Genomic DNA, 18,071 nt, shown 5'->3' with positions numbered 1-18,071 from the left:
CTCAATGCACGTAGTTGATGGCCAGCGCCGGGGTGACGCTGCGCTCGGTGCGGCGATTGCCCAGGATCACGCGCGTGCCGAACAACACGCCGAGGTTGGCATTGATGTTGTATTCGATGGCCGGCGCGAAGGCGAAGGCGACACTGGGTCCGGAGTTCGCCCGGACCACTTGCTGCCCCGGCAGGCCGAGGGGATCGGAGGTATCCGTGCCGCTCACCCGCGTATTGCGGTTATGGCGATAGGTCAGATCGAGCGCCAGCACCCAGTTCTGCGTCAGGCTGTATTCCCATGCCGCGTTGGCATAGAACGAACTGCCCGGTTTGGCGTGCCCACGAAAACCCTGGCCGGTGCCGTAGACGCTGACGCCCGTGACGTCCACCCGTCGTGAGTACGCCTGCGATACGTTGAAGCGCATGCGCAGGATGCGTCCGGTGGGCATCCAGAAATACGTTTGCGTGTTGATCTGCAGAATCGTGGTGTAGGCGCCGCTGCCTTGCGCATCCGCGGGTCGGTTGCGCAGGCGGTCGTACTTGCCAGTAGGAAAGGTTTCTTCCAGTTGGATCGAGATGGTCGGCAGCCAGCTGCCTTCCTGAAACTGCGTGAGCCGGTACTGCGCCAGCAGGCTCAGGTCGCCCGCACCGATACCGGACGCGCTGGGGCCACCGTCGACGCGGTTGTAGCCGAACACCGGAATTGCGCCGATCGTCAGCCGGTCCATCAGGCCGTAGTTGATGTACGTGAGCGAGCCGAAACCGTCAGCGTGCTTCGAGTGCGCATCGAACAGATAAGGCTCGATCAGATAATGGCCTTGCGGCAAGGTCGCCGCCGAGTTCGCCAGCATTGGGCCGGTCCACCACGCGTTGTCGCGCGACTGCCGTTCAGGCGCGGACGGCGCAGAGTCCACCGGGGCACTCTGCGCCCACGCGGCAAAGGGAAGGGCCAGCAGGCCGAACACACACCAGCCAATCCATCGTCGATGACGGGACACGGTGGCGGTCCGCACAGGGAAATTCATGACATGCCTCGCAACGCATCGAAAGAAGCCAAGCCAAACACTCACCCACATCCCTGATGACGCTACTCCGACGCCACCCTTCGGATCGCGGAGTAGGCGACCTGCGGCGACCGCCGCGCATGTGCCAGAAGATGTGGCCGGGGGAAGGCCGCGCAAACACAAAGTGTGTCTACCGGAGTGAAGCACAACACTCTGTTTCTTGGCATGCCACTAGCGACACATTTTTCGCGTTAGTGGCTATTGCGGGCTTAATCAGGGCGACTGCAGCGCTCGCGCTTCGGCGAAGCTGACACGAGGCATTCGCGGGTCAGGCCATTTCTTCCCATCGGTAATATTTCCGATGCGCCAGCGCGAGCATCGCCATGTCCTCGTGCGTATCGCCGTACGCATAGAGCTGCCCGAAACCGCCCAGGTCGTAACGCTCGCGTATGCGCCGGGCTTTTTCCTCGCCGACACATTGCTCGCCGATATAGCGGCCAGTGAGATGCCCGTCCCTGGTTTCCAGTCGCGAGCAGATCAGATCGACGTTGTGCTGCCGGCACCAATGCGTCAGGTAGACATCGAGGCCGCCGGAAACGATGGCCACGGTATCGCCCTGCGCCTGATGCCAGCGCATGCGCTCGAGTGCGTGCGGGCGCACAACACCGTGCAGGATGTCGTCGGAAAAGCGCCTTCCCGCCTCATGCACCGTGTCCACAGCAACGCCGCTGAAACTGAAGCGCACGACGCTGGAACGGATCGCGTTGCCGGAAACCACGCCCAGCTTGTAGCCGGCGTATATCGGCGCGAACACCACACTGCCGAGCATGCGCCGACCCGATGGCACGGCAAAACGCACAAAGGGCGCGAACATTTCGCGCGTGGTGATGGTGCCGTCGAAATCGAAGAGCGCGAGATTCATAGGGCATCCTTGCCAGCCGATTACGGCAGCTTCTGCAACCAGTCGCCCAATTGCTTCAGCACCTGGCTGCGTCCTGGCTCGGCCTCGTTGAAGAGCTCGTGGTAGAGCGTGTCGAAGAAACGCGTGGTGAGATGGTTGCCGGCCCAGGCGGCGCTGGCGAAGTCGCGGCTACCGGAGGAATCGACCAGACCATCAGGCCCGGACACTAGCAAGAGCGTCGGCAAGTTGAGCCGACTGGCGTCGGCGATACAGGCCGCTCCGGCGCTGAAGATGAAATCAGCCATGCGCGGCGTGATGCGGCGGTGGCACGCCGTATCGACGCGATAGTCCGTCACTACCTGTGGATCATGGGACAACTTGTCGAGCTTGAGCCCGTTGTTCAACGGCAGGCGCGGCGCCACTTTGGCCAGCCAGCCGGCCAACTTCTGCAGCCACGCCGGCTCATGGCAGCGCAAGGCTGGCGAGGACAACATCAGCGCGGGCGGCGTGATGCGGCGGTCGAGCACGCAGCGCGCGGCGACCAGGCCGCCCATGCTGTGTCCGAGCAACAGCGGCGCCTGCGGCAACTGCGTGGCGTAGCTGTTGTAGACCACGGCGAGGTCTTCGAGCAGATCGCCAGGATGATCCAGCGCGCCGCGCTGGCCTTCGCTCTGGCCATGTCCGCGCTGGTCGTAGCTGCGCACCGCATAGCCGCGCGTATGAAACCACTGCGCCAATCGCTGGTAGCGGCCGCTGTGCTCGCCCAGGCCATGCACGATCAGCACGGCGCCGCGCATGCGCGCATGTGGCCAGTCGCGTACGGCCAGCTGGCAGCCGTCGGACATGGTGGCCCAGCTCATCGTGTTGGCGTTGTCCGTCGCTGCTTGCATGGTCTGTTCGTACTGTCTGTGGTTGCCCGCCGCGGCAAGGGCGAACGCTATCGAGCGTCGCCGATGCGCGAACCGCCGTTCAATGCTCTTTGATCTGAATGTCCTTGAGCAACAGATCGAGCTTGGGCTTCATGGTGTCCTGCGACTGCGTGCCGGCCATGACATAGAACACCGAGTACAGCACACCGGACGACGCGCTCTGACCATCACCGGCCGGCGCCGCGATATTGGTCTCACCGTCGGTGGTGTAGGCCACGCCCTCATAGGGATGGCGACGCTTCTGCAGCTTGTCCCAATAACTCTTGAAGCTGTCGTCCATGTCGGCCGGCGGAGCCACGTTGCGCTCGATATGCAGGCGGTCCGGGTCTTGCTGGTTGGCGCGCATCGACAGCGTGTTGACGTCCCACACCACTTTGCCGTGGTCGGGCAGGAAGCCCGCACCCAGGGTCAGCACGCTGTCCGGCTCGATCTTCTGCAGATCGGGCGCGAAGGCGAAGGCCAGCCGCTTCGAGGTGTAGCTGAAGCGGTGCTGGTAATCGATGTCGATATGGATGTCCTTGAACGCAGACGGCAGCAGCGAGGTGTTCTGCAGGTACTCCTTCCACTGCGCCAGAGTGCCGTCGTAACCGACCGAGACAAAGTCCGTCAGCACGCGCATGTCGGCCGTGGTGTCGTAGCTGTTGCCCGGCATGGCGAAACGCATGAGCATCGCGTAGCCATCCGGCACCGGCAGCGCGTAGGTCACCACCTTGGTATTGGCGAACGGCAGCGCCCACACGCGCAACTGCCAGCGGCGCTGCCACTGGTCGGTGTGCACGGTATCAGTCACCGGTTTGCCTAGCGAGGTGATGCGGATCTGCTCCGAACCCACCGGCCGCATGAAGATGCCGAGTTTGCACAGCTGTTCGGCGAGCGCCAGCGGATCGCTGTAGAGCTTGCTCGCCGGCAAGGTGTCCGGCCGCCGCAGATGGAAGAAGAAAGTGTGGTTCAACACGCCGGCCTGCACGTAGCCGTTCGCGGCCAGCGACATCCGGTTGCTTTCCTTGACGCTCAAGCCCCATTCGCCAGTGCTGCTACGTGCGATCAGGCCGGGCACGGTGTTCGTCCAGGATTGGCCGTACAGCAGCCGGTTGGAACTCTCGCCGTGCGGAAACATCTTGTCGGCATCCTTGGCCAGGATTTCCTTGAGCTGCGCATCGACATAACCATCAAACCGCTTCTGATACTCACTGAAGAAATCGGCAAGACTGAGCGGCAATGCGAACTGGCTCTTGAGCTGGTTGCTCAGCGTGGTGTTGAAAATGTCCAACTGATACGGCACACGCTGGTCGAGCACCGCCTGGCCGGACGGCGCATTCAGTACGTCGCCGATCTGTAGCGCGTAGTTGAGATTCTCGTTGGCCGATTTCATCAGCACCACGCCGATGACCTTGCCCTCTTTATTGAGCAACGGGCCACCACTATTGCCCGGCGAGGCCGCGGCGGAGAAGCGCATCCACTTCCACGCGCCATCCTGCTGCTCCGGGGTGTCGGAGGTGTACAGGCCATCGCGAATCACCACGCCGGTACCCAGCGCGTTGCCGACAGCGTAGACCTCCTGGTTGAGCACCGGCTTGGTGTCCACGTCCAGCGGAGAAGGTGCCGGATCGCCGGTCAGCGAGAACACCACGAAGTCGCGGCGCAGATCGAACTTCTCCACCTTGTCGATGGCATAGACGTGGCCGCCCGCGTCACGCAGCGACGGCGCGCCCCACAAACTGTCGACGCCGGCCAGCAACACATGGCCTGCGGTCACATAGCGGTTATGGCCGATCGCAAACGCGGTGCCGATGGAGTGGTACTTGTCGTTGCGCTCCTGATAGGGAAGCAGGTCCAGCGGCAGGGGCTTTTCGTAGGTCAGCGGATCGTTGACCGGCTTGGCGGCCACCACTTCGAAGGTGGCGCCCTGAATCCTGGGCAGCAGGCCGGCATCCAGACTGGCGGCATGGACGGCAGACACTGCCGTCAAACAGATGACCAACGCCGCCGCCCGACGCAGCACTGCCAAGGCCATTCCATCGGCCCGTCCAAACCACCCCATCACTTTGTGCATACGTATCCCGCGCATGAAGCCGCCGCCGGCACCCCCTCCGGGCATCCTGCTCGCGACGAACTGCGCGCATAGTGACATGGGCTTGTGTCGTCTGCATGCGCATTGGTGGCCGTCGCAGGACCCTGGAAGCGCTCCCCCCGTAGGAGCGCACCCTGTGCGCGAAACGGCCCGCAGGGCCGCTGCCTTACCCAACCAGAGTACGGCCCTGGCGGGCCGTTTCGCGCACAAGGTGCGCTCCTACCGATTCGGGGAGTGGCGCCATCGGGTGCGATGGCGCCACCTGTTTCCAGCCTTACAGGTCGGCGCGGAATTCCACGCCGATCACACGCGGATCATTCACGAACGCGGTGCGGTTGTTGAAGTCGATGGCGCCGGTGATCACGCGCTTGTTGGTGAGGTTGCGGCCGTACAGCGCCACCTCACGCTTGCCGAAGTCCCAGTTGTAGCCGACGCGCAGGCCGCCTTCGAGGAACGGCTTGCTCTGGAACTCCTTCGACTCGTAGAGGAAGAAGTTCACGTCGCTGCGGTAGTTCCAGTCGGTGTAGACGAAGAACTCGCCGCTCTCGCCATAGGGGATGCCGTAGCGCGCGGTGAGGGTACCGATCCACTTCGGTGCGTTGGGCAGCGGGTTGCCGTTGACCAGTGCATTGCCGTTCGCGTCCAACGGGTTGAGCACCGTGCACTGGGCACCGCACGGCGCAACTGCCAGGGTCGGATCCTTCAGCTTGGTGTGGTTGTAGCTGCCGCCGGCGGTGACGATGAAGTTCGGCGTGAGGTAGGCCTCCAGGTCGAACTCGCCGCCGTAGCCCTGGGTCTTGCGGGCGTTGAGCAGGCGGGTGACGTTGATGTCGCCGCCCACCGCGGTGAGCTGCTGGTTGTGCATGTTGTAGGCGTAGACGTCGGCGTTGAAGCGCACGCGGTTGTCCATGCCGGTGGTCTTGATGCCCAGCTCGTACGAGGTGATGGTTTCCGGCTTGGCCTGCGAGATGCTGTTGGCGAACAGCACGCGGCCCTGCACGCTCGGCGCGCGGAAACCATTGGCGATGCGGCCGTAGACGTTGACGTTCGGGTTGATCGTCCAGGTACCGGTGAGGTCGCCGCTCCAGCGCGAGTCATGCGGATCGGCGCCGAGCGTCAGCGGGCCGCCGCCGATCGGCGACAGCAGGCGATCCACGCGGAAGGTGCGCGAGTCGTGCGAGTAGCGCGCACCGGCGCGCACGTCGAAGTCGTCGGTGATCTTGTAGTCAGTGGAGGCAAACACTGCCCAGGCCTTGGTGCGCTGGGTCTGGTTGGCGTAGCCGTTGAGCGCGTGGTTGTTGAGCGTGTCGTACGAGAAGTTGCTGATCTGGATGTCTTCGTCGAAGTAGTAGGTACCGACCTGCCAGCTCAGGCGCTCCTTGGGATCGCTGGCCAGGCGGAATTCCTGGGTGATCTGGCGATCATGCGGCAGCGCGTCGGCGGTCTCGGACGGGAACGGCGTCACTGCGGACTGCTGGCTCGGGTTGTGCGGAATGGCGATGCCGCCGTCCACGTCGCCCAGGCTGTAGGTGGTGGCGCGCTCAAGGCCCGTGATCGAGGTGAGGGTGTAATCGCCGAGCTTCCAGTTGAGGTGCAGGTTGCTGCCCCAGCTGAAGAGATGCTGCTTGTTCTTGCCGTCCTGGATCACCTTGTAGCGGTCGAAGCCCGGCACGAAGCTGTTCTCGCCCAGCTCGATCGCATTGGCGCGGTTGACCATGGCGCTGCCGTCGAGCCAGCGCGCGTGGGCGTTGATCAGCGCATTGAAGTCGCCGTTCTCGTACAGCGCCTGCAGGCGCACGGCGCGGTCGTTGTAACCGCCCAACGCATCCTTCTTGCCGGTGTAGTCGTTGTCGATCCAGCCGTCGCGATGCTGCGCCAGCGCGGACACGCGGCCCGACCAATGCGAGCTGAGCGCGCCGCCCAGGGCGGCTTCGGCGTTGGCGGTACCCAGCGTGCCGTAGGAAACGCGGGCATAGCCGCTGGTTTCCTGGCTCGGCTTGCGCGATTCGAACTTGATCACGCCGGCCGGCGAGTTGCGGCCGAACAGCGTGCCCTGCGGGCCGCGCAGCACTTCCACCTGCTCCAGATCGAACAGCGGGAAGCCCTTGAGGATCGGGTTCTCCTGCACGATGTCGTCGTACACCATCGACACCGGCTGCGACGCGTTCAGATCGAAATCGCTGTTGCCGAGGCCGCGGATGTAAAAGCGCGGGAACTCACGGCCGTACGAGGTCTCGGCGTATACGCTCGGCGCGCGCGAAGCGAGCTGCAGCACGGTGTCGCCGGACTGGCCGAAGGATTCGAGTTTTTCCGTGGTCAGCACGGTCATGGAGATCGGCACTTTCTGCAGATTCTCTACGCGCTTTTCAGCGGTGACGTTCACCGCCTGCAGCTCCACCGGCTTCTTCTTGGCGGGAGCGGTGCCCTGCTGGGCGTTGGCATCCTGCGCCTGCGCGGCGGCGGCCGACAGGGCGAGGGCAATGGAAACGGCAAGCACGGCGAACCGCGACGGGTGGGCGACGGTCATGGGTTTTCCCTGGAAGTGAAGGCAACGGTGTAGCAACGGACGCAGTACGTGGGGATGCCCTGATCTATTCAGCGCGGGCGTCATGATGTCCAGAAGGCTCGCAGGCTGTGGTGCGTGGCGCAGCCAAGGCTGGCTGCCTTGGCAAGACGCGCGCCGCGGCCTGCGAGCCTTCTGGACATCACCCCATCTTTTGAATTCAGCAGTGGGGCCGGGTCTATCTGCCCGCATCTCCGCAGCGCGCCTCCTCTGCAGGCAGCCAGCCTGCCTTCGTCGGTGCGCTTTGAGCTGCGAGCAGATAGACCCGGTGACGCCCGCGCTGAATAGATCAGGGCATCCCTCAGCATTGCTGTGCCGCAATATTGTCATCCAAAGCTGCTAGAGACGAAAGCGCGGGTTTTTACGAACCCTTGCCGCCAGTTGAGACTGGCCCCATCTAGAATGGCCTTCCAGCCTTGCGCGATGCGGGTCCAAGTCCATGTCCCTGCACGAGTTTCACCCTGCTACCCGCCAGTGGTTCGAGCGCACCTTCCCTGCGCCCACCGCGGCGCAGCTGGCCGCCTGGCCGTCCATACGCGAAGGCCGCCATACGCTGGTGGCCGCGCCCACCGGCTCGGGTAAAACACTGACGGCTTTTCTCGCCGCCATCGATGGTCTCGTGCGCGAAGGTGTGGCTCGCGGCGGCGCGCTGCCGGATGCCACTACGGTGGTGTACGTGTCGCCGCTGAAGGCGCTGTCGAACGACATCCACATCAATCTCGAGGCGCCGCTGGAAGGCATCCGCGCCGAACTGGAAGCGCTGGGCCTGCCCGACGTGGCCATCCGCACGGCGGTGCGCACCGGGGATACGCCACAGGTCGAGCGCACGCTGATGCGCAAGGTGCCTCCGCATATTCTGGTGACCACGCCGGAGTCGCTGTACATCCTGCTCGGCTCCGAATCCGGCCGCACGATGCTGGCTGGTACACGCACGGTGATCGTGGATGAAATCCATGCCATCGCGGCAAGCAAACGCGGTTCGCATCTGGCGCTGTCGCTGGAGCGGCTGGAGGCGCTGTGCCAGCGGCCGTTGCTGCGCATTGGCTTGTCGGCGACGCAGAAGCCGATTGAGGAAGTGGCGCGGTTTTTGGTGGGTGAGGGTGAAGATGCGGCGCTAGCAGCTCTTGCCCCTCCCCCTGCAAGCAGGGGGAGGTTGGGAGGGGGTGAAGCTCTTGCGAAGACCTCTCCCGAAGCGCTTTCTCAAGTACTCACCCCTCCCCAACCCTCCCCTGCAAGCAGGGGAGGGAGTTCTCGTTGCAACATCATCGACGTTGGCCATACGCGCCACCGCGATCTCGCCATCGAAGTGCCACCGGTACCCCTCGAGGCTGTGATGTCCAACGACAGCTGGGAGCTGGTCTACAACCGGCTCGCGGCTCTGGTGCAGGGACATCGCACGACATTGGTCTTCGTCAACACCCGCCGCATGGCGGAGCGCGTGGCGCGTCATCTCTCCGAGCGCATGGGCAAGGAAGTGGTGGCCGCGCATCATGGCAGCCTGGCGCGCGAACAACGCCTGGATGCCGAGCAACGGCTCAAGCGCGGCGATCTGAAAGTATTGGTGGCTACCGCATCGCTTGAGCTGGGTATCGATATCGGTGATGTGGATCTGGTCTGTCAGCTTGGTTCGCCGCGTTCCATCGCCGCGTTCCTGCAGCGCGCCGGCCGTTCGGGTCACGCCGTGGATGGCACGCCCAAGGCACGGCTGTTCCCCACCACCCGCGACGATCTGATCGAATGCACGGCACTGCTTGATTGCGTGCGCCGTGGCGAACTGGATGCGCTGATCCTGCCGCCGCAGCCGCTGGATGTCCTGGCCCAGCAGATCGTTGCCGAAGTAGCCTGCCGTGAATGGGACGAGGATGCGCTGTACGCGATGGTGCGCCGCGCGCATCCCTACCGCGACCTGCCACGCGAACAGTTCGACGGCATCGTGCGCATGCTGGCCGATGGCTTCACGACACGGCGCGGCGCTCGCGCGGCGTATATCCATCGCGATGCCGTGCACAAGCAGTTGCGCGCACGGCGCGGCGCACGACTGACGGCCGTCACCTCTGGCGGCGCGATTCCCGATACCGCCGACTACCTGGTCGTGCTGGAACCGCAGGCCACGGTGATCGGCTCGGTGCATGAGGATTTCGCGGTGGAGAGCCTGGCCGGCGATATCTTCCAGCTTGGCAACACCAGCTATCGCATCCTGCGCGTCGAGCGCGATCGCCTGCGCGTGGAAGACGCGCATGGCGTGCCACCGAGCATTCCGTTCTGGCTCGGCGAGGCACCGGGGCGTACGGATGAATTGTCGTTCGGTGTGTCGCGCCTGCGCGAGGAAGTCTCCACGCAACTGGACGAAGGCGGCGCGGCGGCCGCGTTCGAATGGCTGAAGCATACGCTGGGCCTGAACGAATCCGCCGCGCAACAGCTCGCCGATTACCTGGCGAAAGCCAAGGCCGCGCTTGGCGTGCTGCCGACGCAGCACACGCTGGTGTTCGAGCGCTTCTTCGATGAATCCGGTGGCACCCAGCTGGTGATCCACACGCCCTGGGGCAGCCGCATCAATCGCGCGTGGGGACTGGCGCTGCGCAAGCGCTTCTGTCGCCAGTTCAATTTCGAGCTGCAGGCGGCGGCGACGGAAGATGCCATCGTGCTGTCGCTGTCGACCAGTCACAGCTTCCCGTTGGAAGAAGTCGCACGCTATCTGCACTCCAACACGGCTGAGCATGTGCTGGTGCAGGCGCTGCTCGACGCACCACTGTTTCCGGTGCGCTGGCGCTGGAATGCCACAACCGCGCTCGCGCTGCCGCGCTTCCAGGGTGGCCGCAAGGTGCCGCCGCAGTTGCAGCGCATGCGCAGCGAGGATCTGCTGGCTACGGTGTTCCCCGATCAGGTGGCCTGCCTGGAGAACATCGTCGGCGAGCGGCAGATCCCCGATCACCCGCTGGTCAACCAGACCTTGTACGACTGCCTGCGCGAAGCCATGGACGTGGACGGTCTGCTGCGTATCCTGCGTGGCCTGGAGGGCGGCGAGATCGAAGTGGTCGCACGCGACCTCACCGCGCCAAGCCCGCTGGCCAGCGAAGTGCTGAGCGCCGCGCCCTACGCCTTCCTCGACGACGCGCCGCTGGAAGAACGTCGCACCCAGGCGGTGCAGACGCGCCGCTGGAACGATGCGGAAAGCGCCGACGACCTCGGCCGGCTCGACCCCGATGCCATCGCGGCCGTGCGGGAAGAAGCGTGGCCGCAGGTGCGCAGCACTGACGAAATGCATGAGGCATTGAACGTACTCGGCTTCGTCACCGCGGCCGAGGCGTCGGACAACCAGGGTTGGGAGGGCTGGCTGCAGGCGCTGGCGAAAGTGCGGCGGGCGACCTTGCTGACCGCACAGCAACTCTGGGTCTGCGCCGAGAAGTTGCCGCTGCTGCAAGCGATCCACCCCGACGCCGCGATGCAACCACCGGTCGAAGCGCCAGCCGAGTTCACCGCGCAAGCGTGGAGTCGCGAGGACGCCTTGCTGGAACTGGTGCGTGGCCGGCTGGTCGGTCTCGGCCCGGTGACCGTGGCGCAGCTTGCCGCTTCGCTGGCCGTGGAGCCGTCGGATGTCGATCTCGCCTTGCTGAGCCTGCAATCCGAAGGCTATGTGATGCAGGGACGTTTCACGCTCGAGGCAGTGGACACCGAATGGTGCGAACGCCATCTGCTCGCGCGCATCCACCGCTACACCATCGGCCGGCTGCGCCGCGAGATCGAGCCGGTGAGCCGACGCGACCTGATGCGCTTCCTGTTCGAGTGGCAGCACGTAGTCCCCGGCACGCGCCTGAGCGGCCCCGATGCCTTGCCAGCCGCACTGACCCAGCTTGAAGGTTACGAAGCCGCCGCCGGTGCATGGGAGGCAGAGATCCTGCCCGCGCGCATCGATGACTACGCCATCAGCTGGCTGGACGATTTGTGCCGCGCCGGCCGTATCGGCTGGAACCGCCTGCGCGGCGGTACGGGCGGTGGCGGCGGCCCGGTGCGTGCCACGCCGATCGTGCTGCTGCCGCGCAAGAGCATGCCGCTATGGACCGCCATGGCGGGCACCAACAACCCGCAGGACGTGCTGCTTTCGTCGCGCGCGCAGGCAGTGGCGGATGCATTGCGCGAGCACGGCGCGCTGTTCTTCGATGAGTTGATGAGCGCGGCGCATCTGTTGCGCACCGAGTTGGAGGATGCGCTGGGCGAGCTGGTGGCCGCCGGCCGCGTTACGGCGGATAGCTTCGCGGGTTTGCGCGCCTTGCTGCTCCCCGCGGCGAAGCGCGATGCGCATCGGCACAAGCGTTTGCGCAGGCACATGCTGAGCGGGATCGAGGATGCAGGGCGGTGGTCGCTGGTAAAAACCCTTCTCCCCGCTGGGGAGCCCAAGCCTATTTCCCATCTCCCCAAGGGGGAGATGGCGCCCGGCAGGGCCGATGAGGGGCGGGTGCTCGAGAAGAATTCGCCTATTACGCATGCTTCACTAGAAACCTCGAACCAACGTGTCCCCTCACCCCAGCCCTCTCCCCAGAGGGGAGAGGGGGCAAAAGCGGAAGCGATCGAGCACATCGCACGCACCTTGCTGCGCCGCTACGGCGTGGTGTTCTGGAAACTGCTGGAGCGCGAAGCTTCCTGGCTCCCATCCTGGCGCGAACTGTTGCGCGTCTACCATCGGCTGGAAGCGCGCGGCGAAATCCGCGGCGGCCGTTTCGTGGAAGGTTTGGTCGGCGAGCAATTCGCGCTGCCCGAAGCCATCGGCAAGCTGCGCCAGGTGCGGCAGCAGCCGAATGATGGCCAACACATCTGCCTGAGCGGCTGCGATCCCCTGAATCTGGTCGGCACCGTGTTGAGCGGTAACCGCCTTCCTGCGCTGATCGGTACGCGTGTGCTGTATGAGGATGGCGTGCCCGTGGCGGCGCTGGTGGCCAACAAGCCGCAGTGGCTGATCGAAGCTACCAAGGAACAGCAACAGCGCTGGCATCATGCGCTGTTGCGGCGCCCGGAACCTGACGCCGCGTTATCGCGCGCGGGATAAGGCCCGTCCGCGCATCAGGCGATGGACCACTCCGCAAGCAGGGCGGGCAACTCGCGCATGTCCTGGAACACGTGAGCCACGCCGACTTGGCGCAGGGCTTCGGCGCTGCTGTGGCCGGGATGGTGCGGGCTGTAGCCGAACACCGTAGCGCCGGCAGCGAGGCCCGCCGTGGCCCCGGTTACCGTGTCTTCCACCACGGCACAGCGGCTGGGATCCACGCCCAGGACAGCGGCCGCGGCCAGATAGACATCCGGATGCGGCTTGCTGCGCGGCAGATCATGACCACTGAAAACGCGCCCCGCGAAGCAATCGAGAATACCGACCTTCGCCAGTTGCATTTCCACCTTGTGCAGATCGGCGCCTGAAGCAACGGCGATGCGGCCGTCCAGCGCCTGGTGCAAGGCCCGCACCGCGGCGGGCGCGCCGGGAATCTCCACCAGCTCGCGGTCCAGCGCCTCATTGCGCCGCACCCGGAACTGCGCCAGCCACTCAGCGGTGATCGCGAAACCGGTGCGCGCCTGGATCAGTGCCGCCTCGTCCTTCACGGTTTTGCCTAGAAAGATGCGCATGGTTTCCGCGGTACTGATCGACCAGCCCAGTTCGCCGAGCATGTCGGCAAGTACGCGATTGGTGATGGGTTCGGAATCGACCAGCACGCCGTCGCAATCGAAGATGACGGCATCGAAAGGAAACTCAGCCACGGTTTTGCGTCGTCGATGAAGGCGGCCCAGCATATCGCAAGCGGCTTGCCTGGGCCCGCTGTTGGTTACTCGCTGTAATCGGCGATATAGGCCAGCAGCCCATTCGTAACGCGATACTCGCTGCGTCCTGTCATGGAGATGGTCTGCCCCGCGCGAACGCCATTGGGCAGGTCGATGGCGAAGGTGCCGTCGAACAGGATGTCCGCCGTGGCGGCGGTATCGCCATGCTCGCGGAACGAGGTGATGATCTGCCGCCGCGACGCAAACAGGTGCAGCGAACTCAGCGCCAGATGGCTCAGTTCCTCGACACCCTGCGTACGCACGCTGAGCACGCCCTTGGTGTAGTTCTCGAACACTACTTCGCGATGCATGGTGGCCACCATGGCCGGCACGTCCATGCGGTTATAGGCGTCGATGTAGCGGTCGATGAGTTCGCGCATGCGTAGAACCTTGGGAACGGGGAACGGGGAACGGGGAACGGGGAAGAGCTTATCAGCCTGGCGCTTCTGTTCCCCGCTCCCTGTTCCCCGTTCCCCGTTCCCGCCTAGCGCTTCACGTTATCGGTCTCCCCGATGAATCGCGCCACGTTGTCGTGCAGCTTCTTCAGCGAGTCCTCGTGGGCATAGACCATGTGGCCCGAGGGGTACCAGTCGTAGGAGATGTTTTTCTGCAGGGCGGGCTGGATCGGCAGGTGGTGCATTTCGTAGTCGGCGGCGAAGTAGGGCGTGGCCAGGTCGTAGTAACCGCCGTGCAGCGACACCTTGAGGTTGGGGTTGGTTTTCATCGCCATGGCGAGATCGGGCATGACGTTGGTGGATTGCTGCAAGGCCTCGCCGCTGACGCCGGGCGCCTTGTGTGCAAAGTCCCAATGGTCGACCTCGGCGAACAGGCGGTACTGCTGGCCCTCGCCGAATTTCAGCTGGCGGCGCACGTAATCGTTGAAGGCGGCCACATAGGCGGAGCTGATGGCGGAAGACTGCGGGTCGTATTCGGAGTCCTTGCTCAACGGGTCGAGCGAGGGGCCGGAGAAGCGGCTGTCCAGGCGGCCGGTGGTGAGATCGCCGTCGCCCTGCAGTTCGTGCTCGAACATGCCGCCGGTGACGCGCAGGTCGGCTTTCATCAGATAGGCCACGGGCAGGCCGGTGTATTGATGCAGCTTCTCAGCCGCCGCCTGCTTGCGCGTGGCGTCCAGCCGCGAGCCCGCCATCAGTGCCTGCGCATAGTCGCCCAGCGCGTACTGCTCCACCTCGCGCAGGAACGGCTCCAGCGCGGCGGGCTGCTGCGGCAGCTTGTGGTGGTAGTAGGCAGCGGCGGCGAAGGTGGGCAAGGCGACCACATAAGGTAGATCGACACCGGGATTGAATTGCGGGCCATCGATGCTGGTATCGAAGTTGAGGATTTGCGACAGCAGGATCACGCCGTTGAGATCGACGCTGGATTCGTTTTCCAGAATATTGGCGAGCACGGCGGAGCGCGTAGTGCCGTAGCTTTCGCCGAACAGATACTTGGGCGAGTTCCAGCGGCCGTACTTGGAGAGGAACTGCGTGATGAACTGCGCGAAAGCGTGGCCGTCGCCGTCCACGCTGTAGATCGTCTTGCGACGATCCTTCATCTGCTCCTCGCGCTTGCCCCTGTCTTCCTCGGCGGCGATCAAACGGCTGAAGCCAGCGCCGGGGGCGTCGATGAACACCAGATCCGACGCGTCGAGCAGGCTGTAATCGTTGTTGACCAGGTTGTACGGCGCGGCGGGGGTGTGGCTGTCGTCGGAGGTCACTACGCGTTTCGGCCCGAACGCACCCATGTGCAACCACACCGTGGCCGAACCGGGGCCGCCGTTGTAGATGAAGGTGACCGGCCGCTTCGCCGCATCCGCGCCTTTCTTGAAGTAGGCGGTATAGAACATGCTGACTTGCGGCTCGTGTTCTTTGTCGCCACTGCCATGCAATACCAGCGTGCCGGCCACCGCCTTGTAGTCGATGCTCTTGCCCTCGACGCGCACGGAGCCCGTGGTTTCGGAAGACTGCGGCTGCAGTAGCGCGGCATCGGGCTTGGCTTCCGCCGGCTTGTCCTTGGCCTCCTGCTTGTCGGCGGCATACGTGGTGCTGACCAACAGCAAGGAAGCCAGGGCGGCGACCAGAGAGCGCTTGTGCATGAGTCATTCCTTCGCGGAAGAAGCAGCGAGCTTAGGTGTTGCGGCCGTCTGCTTTCACACGCCAGAAGTCACAGTCGCGGTCGTGCCGATGCCTAACTGCATGCGTTTCGCGACGTGCATCGCATGCGGCAATCAGGCGTTTTCCTAGTCTGCGCTTTGCGAAATCTTGACATTCGTCCGGTACCATCCCTTTACGCCGACGCATCAGCGTCGCCTTCGCAGGTCGTTTCACTGGCATGCCTTCCATGCCGCATCCGCCTGACCTGCTTCATCTGGATGTCGAGGTCGCCCTGGGCGGCCATGCCACCGCACGGCCCGAGCGCGGTGTGTTCATCCGCATGCCACAGGGAGTACTACATGGCGCCACATCACCCTTACCGTTCCCACTTTGGCTGGTTCAAGCGCGCGCGCCAGGTGCAGGTGGACGACATCACCATCGTCGACCAACCGATGGTGCGCCGTGCCGTGGGTGCGGCGGCGCTGGGCAATGCCATGGAATGGTTCGACTTTGGCGTGTACGGCTATATCGCGGTGACGCTGGGCAAGGTGTTCTTTCCCGCAGGCAACCCTGCCGCGCAGTTGCTGGCCACCTTCGCGACGTTTGCCGTGGCGTTTCTGGTGCGGCCGATCGGCGGTGCGGTGTTCGGACCGTTGGGTGACCGCTATGGGCGGCAGAAGGTGTTGGCCGCCACGATGATCATGATGGCGGCCGGCACGTTTTCGATCGGGCTGATTCCCAGCTATGAGCGCATCGGTATCTGGGCGCCGGTGTTGTTGCTGCTCGCGCGTCTGGTGCAGGGTTTTTCCACCGGCGGCGAATACGGCGGCGCGGCGACCTTCATCGCCGAGTACGCGCCCGACCGCAAGCGCGGCATGCTCGGCAGCTGGCTGGAGTTCGGCACGCTGGGCGGATATATCGCCGGCGCGGGCGTGGTCACCTTGCTCACCACCGTGCTGAGTCCGGCGGACATGCTGGCCTGGGGCTGGCGCGTGCCGTTCCTGGTCGCCGGTCCGCTCGGTTTGCTCGGCTTGTATATGCGGTTGAAGCTGGAAGAGACACCTGCGTTCCAGGCGTATGCGGAAGAGCTGGACAAGCGCGAGCGCGAGAAGCCCACTAACGGATTGCGCGATCTGGTCACCGTGCACTGGCGCCAGCTGCTCAAGTGTGTGGGCCTGGTGCTCGTGTTCAACGTCACCGACTACATGCTGCTCACGTATATGCCGAGCTATCTCTCGGTGACGCTGGGCTATCCGGAAGCCAAGGGGCTGCTGCTGATCCTGGTGGTGATGGCACTGATGATGCCGCTCAACATCATGGGCGGTTTCCTGAGCGACCGGCTCGGCCGCCGGCCGATGATCATCGGCGCCTGTACGGCGCTGCTCGTGCTATCGATTCCTTGCATGCTGCTGGTGAACAGTGGCAGCGAACTATGGGTGTTCGCGGGCCTGATGACCCTGGGCGCCGCGCTGGCCTGTTTCACCAGCTCGATGCCGTCGACCTTGCCGGCGCTGTTCTATACCCCGGTGCGCTACAGCGCGCTGTCGATCGCCTTCAATGTATCGGTGTCATTGTTCGGTGGCACGACGCCGCTGATCACCGCGTGGCTGGTGCAGACGACCGGCGATCACCTGGTGCCGGCGTACTATCTGATGGCCGCGGCGGGTGTCGGCCTGGTCACCATGTTGTTCGTGCGCGAGACCGCGGGCCGTCCGCTGCGCGGCTCGCCACCGGCGGTGACGTCGCGCAGCGAAGCACGTGCATTGCTCGCAGGCCATGCGTCGCTGACCGTTGATCCCGTACTGCCGGGCAGCGATTTGCCGATAGCGGCGACGCCGAAGCAGGAACCAGCCTGAGCGATCAGGCGCGCGTCGCCAGCGCGATCGCCGCAACGGCCAACGCCACACCGGCGAAATTCAGGCGGCTGAGTTTCTCGCGGAACACCAGGGTGCCGACCAGGGCACCCAACGCCACCACGCCAAGATTCATTGCGGAAAACACCAGCGCCGGCTGTTGCGGCAACGCCTGGTGTGCGCGCACGTAGAACACGATATTGCCGAAGTTGGCCAGACCCAGCAGCAGACCGCCCAGCGCGCTGCGCAGCGAGAATCGCATCTGCCCGCGCAGGCGCCGCCCTATTTGAATGGCGAAGGACACCACTAGCGCCAGCGCGAACATCGCCTGCAGCGACACCGCGAACGGCGTGCCCGCCTGCGCCACATGCTTGAACAGAATATCGATCGCGGCAAAACCGGCGAGCACTACGACGGGCCATAGCCAGGCCTCCTTGCCATTTCCGGTGTTGTCGCCGCCACTGCGCCACACCATGCAGAACAGCGCGACCAGGCCAAGCACGATGCCGGCAAGCTTGGTCGCATTGATCGCTTCGCCGAATAGCAGGAACGCCGCCAGCAGCGAGATCAGCAACGACAGTCGCTGCGCCGCATCGCTGCGCACAATGCCGGCATGCCGCACCGAGGTCGCCAGCGCAAGGAAGATCGCCGGCAGCAATACACCCAGGCCGATCAGGCCCACCCACGGCACACCGGGACCCTGCAGGATCGCCATAGAAGGATGAAAGATCCACGCCGTCAGCAGGCTGGTCGCCACATAGTTCCAGGCGATGGCCTGCCCCACATCCACCTGTTGCCGGCGCGCCAGCTTGAGCAGGACGGAAACCAGCACGCTGCAAAGGACCGCGAGGAAGATGTAGGTCATGGA

The 18,071-nt window shown here is 64.5% G+C and carries 10 protein-coding genes and 2 pseudogenes; 3 read left to right on the top strand and 9 right to left on the bottom strand.

Annotated features, from left to right (window positions below):
• Nucleotide 1: 1 nt before the first annotated feature.
• From ISS97_RS02135 to ISS97_RS02115, 5 genes are all read right to left on the bottom strand, one after another.
• Complete coding sequence (locus tag ISS97_RS02135) at nucleotides 2-988, bottom strand: transporter (RefSeq protein WP_379984706.1); 987 nt, start codon at nucleotides 986-988, stop codon at nucleotides 2-4.
• Nucleotides 989-1,322: 334 nt separating this feature from the next.
• Nucleotides 1,323-1,916, bottom strand: coding sequence for an HAD family hydrolase (locus tag ISS97_RS02130; RefSeq protein ID WP_379984705.1), 594 nt, complete (start codon nucleotides 1,914-1,916; stop codon nucleotides 1,323-1,325).
• Between the two features lie 20 nt (nucleotides 1,917-1,936).
• Nucleotides 1,937-2,785: an alpha/beta hydrolase gene (locus ISS97_RS02125; protein ID WP_379984704.1), complete on the bottom strand. Its 849-nt coding sequence runs from the start codon at nucleotides 2,783-2,785 to the stop codon at nucleotides 1,937-1,939.
• Nucleotides 2,786-2,864: 79 nt separating this feature from the next.
• On the bottom strand, nucleotides 2,865-4,838 hold the full coding sequence (locus ISS97_RS02120; protein WP_379984703.1) for a S1 family peptidase: 1,974 nt from the start codon (nucleotides 4,836-4,838) through the stop codon (nucleotides 2,865-2,867).
• Nucleotides 4,839-5,169: 331 nt separating this feature from the next.
• On the bottom strand, nucleotides 5,170-7,422 hold the full coding sequence (locus ISS97_RS02115) for a TonB-dependent receptor (RefSeq protein WP_379984702.1): 2,253 nt from the start codon (nucleotides 7,420-7,422) through the stop codon (nucleotides 5,170-5,172).
• Nucleotides 7,423-7,897: 475 nt separating this feature from the next.
• On the opposite strand from ISS97_RS02115, the pseudogene ISS97_RS02110 reads away from it, so the two are divergent.
• Nucleotides 7,898-8,596: pseudogene (locus tag ISS97_RS02110) on the top strand (DEAD/DEAH box helicase); the annotation flags it as partial.
• A 117-nt stretch (nucleotides 8,597-8,713) separates the two neighbouring features.
• Nucleotides 8,714-12,499 (top strand): annotated as a pseudogene (locus tag ISS97_RS02105) (Lhr family helicase); the annotation flags it as partial.
• Nucleotides 12,500-12,513: 14 nt separating this feature from the next.
• Here the strand turns inward: ISS97_RS02105 and ISS97_RS02100 are convergent.
• From ISS97_RS02100 to ISS97_RS02090, 3 genes are all read right to left on the bottom strand, one after another.
• Nucleotides 12,514-13,200, bottom strand: coding sequence for an HAD family hydrolase (locus ISS97_RS02100; RefSeq protein WP_379984701.1), 687 nt, complete (start codon nucleotides 13,198-13,200; stop codon nucleotides 12,514-12,516).
• Between the two features lie 65 nt (nucleotides 13,201-13,265).
• Nucleotides 13,266-13,640 (bottom strand): nuclear transport factor 2 family protein, encoded by a 375-nt coding sequence (locus ISS97_RS02095; protein ID WP_379984700.1) that lies wholly within the window; start codon nucleotides 13,638-13,640, stop codon nucleotides 13,266-13,268.
• A gap of 104 nt (nucleotides 13,641-13,744) precedes the next feature.
• Nucleotides 13,745-15,352 (bottom strand): S10 family peptidase, encoded by a 1,608-nt coding sequence (locus tag ISS97_RS02090; RefSeq protein ID WP_379984699.1) that lies wholly within the window; start codon nucleotides 15,350-15,352, stop codon nucleotides 13,745-13,747.
• Between the two features lie 357 nt (nucleotides 15,353-15,709).
• Here ISS97_RS02090 and proP point away from each other — a divergent pair, with 357 nt between their 5' ends.
• Nucleotides 15,710-17,206: a glycine betaine/L-proline transporter ProP gene (gene proP, locus ISS97_RS02085; RefSeq protein WP_379984698.1), complete on the top strand. Its 1,497-nt coding sequence runs from the start codon at nucleotides 15,710-15,712 to the stop codon at nucleotides 17,204-17,206.
• A 4-nt stretch (nucleotides 17,207-17,210) separates the two neighbouring features.
• Here the strand turns inward: proP and ISS97_RS02080 are convergent, their stop codons facing one another.
• A complete protein-coding gene (locus ISS97_RS02080; protein WP_379984697.1) occupies nucleotides 17,211-18,068 on the bottom strand; it encodes an EamA family transporter in 858 nt (285 codons plus the stop codon).
• Nucleotides 18,069-18,071 lie beyond the last annotated feature (3 nt).

The organism is Dyella koreensis, assembly GCF_044904565.1.
Classification (GTDB): domain Bacteria; phylum Pseudomonadota; class Gammaproteobacteria; order Xanthomonadales; family Rhodanobacteraceae; genus Dyella_D; species Dyella_D koreensis.
The sequence above is the reverse complement of the archived record's forward strand: the minus strand, read 5'-3'. Positions and strand labels throughout refer to the sequence as shown.

Bases quoted from the DNA above. Each gene is read 5' to 3' on its own strand.
- ISS97_RS02130 (WP_379984705.1), bottom strand. From the start codon at position 1,916: ATGAATCTCGCGCTCTTCGATTTCGACGGCACCATCACCACGCGCGAA.
- ISS97_RS02125 (WP_379984704.1), bottom strand. From the start codon at position 2,785: ATGCAAGCAGCGACGGACAACGCCAACACGATGAGCTGGGCCACCATG.
- ISS97_RS02120 (WP_379984703.1), bottom strand. From the start codon at position 4,838: ATGGCCTTGGCAGTGCTGCGTCGGGCGGCGGCGTTGGTCATCTGTTTG.
- ISS97_RS02115 (WP_379984702.1), bottom strand. From the start codon at position 7,422: ATGACCGTCGCCCACCCGTCGCGGTTCGCCGTGCTTGCCGTTTCCATT.
- ISS97_RS02095 (WP_379984700.1), bottom strand. From the start codon at position 13,640: ATGCGCGAACTCATCGACCGCTACATCGACGCCTATAACCGCATGGAC.
- ISS97_RS02090 (WP_379984699.1), bottom strand. From the start codon at position 15,352: ATGCACAAGCGCTCTCTGGTCGCCGCCCTGGCTTCCTTGCTGTTGGTC.
- proP (WP_379984698.1), top strand. From the start codon at position 15,710: ATGGCGCCACATCACCCTTACCGTTCCCACTTTGGCTGGTTCAAGCGC.
- ISS97_RS02080 (WP_379984697.1), bottom strand. From the start codon at position 18,068: ATGACCTACATCTTCCTCGCGGTCCTTTGCAGCGTGCTGGTTTCCGTC.